The sequence below is a fragment of the Erwinia sp. S43 genome (assembly GCF_016624745.1).
Lineage (GTDB): Bacteria > Pseudomonadota > Gammaproteobacteria > Enterobacterales > Enterobacteriaceae > Erwinia > Erwinia coffeiphila.
This window is the reverse complement of record NZ_JACVTX010000075.1, coordinates 1-353: the sequence shown is the minus strand read 5'-3', so window position 1 is coordinate 353 and position 353 is coordinate 1. Positions and strand designations below refer to the sequence as shown.

The 353-nt window shown below is 62.6% G+C and carries 1 protein-coding gene; it reads right to left on the bottom strand.

Features of this window, described 5'->3' with window-relative positions:
• A partial coding sequence (locus tag IBT47_RS26840) for a hypothetical protein (protein WP_200564297.1) occupies positions 1-353 on the bottom strand: 353 nt, incomplete at both ends.

The following is a 353-nucleotide window of genomic DNA, read 5'->3' as shown; positions in this document are numbered from 1 at the left end:
GATATCGCCGGTGTTCAGCAGGCTGCCCGCCGAAACAGCGGTCAGCTCGCGCCCGTTAATACTGCCGCTGTTAATCACCTTGTCGGCGGTGTTGATGCGCACGGTGTTACCCGCCAGCAGGGTGCCGTTGCCCTGCAGATCTCCGGGCTTCACCCGGGCATACAGCTTCGGCACGCTGACCACCTGCGTGGTTCCGTCCGGCAGGGTGACCGTCTGGTTCACCATCAGCACCATATCAGCGGTCACCTGCGCCATCTGTTCCGCAGTGAGGTCCGCGCCCGGAGAAATGGTAAAGCGTTCGCTGAAGGATTTGCCGCTGCTGAGCAGCGCCCGGTACTGGCTTTCATCGTCGC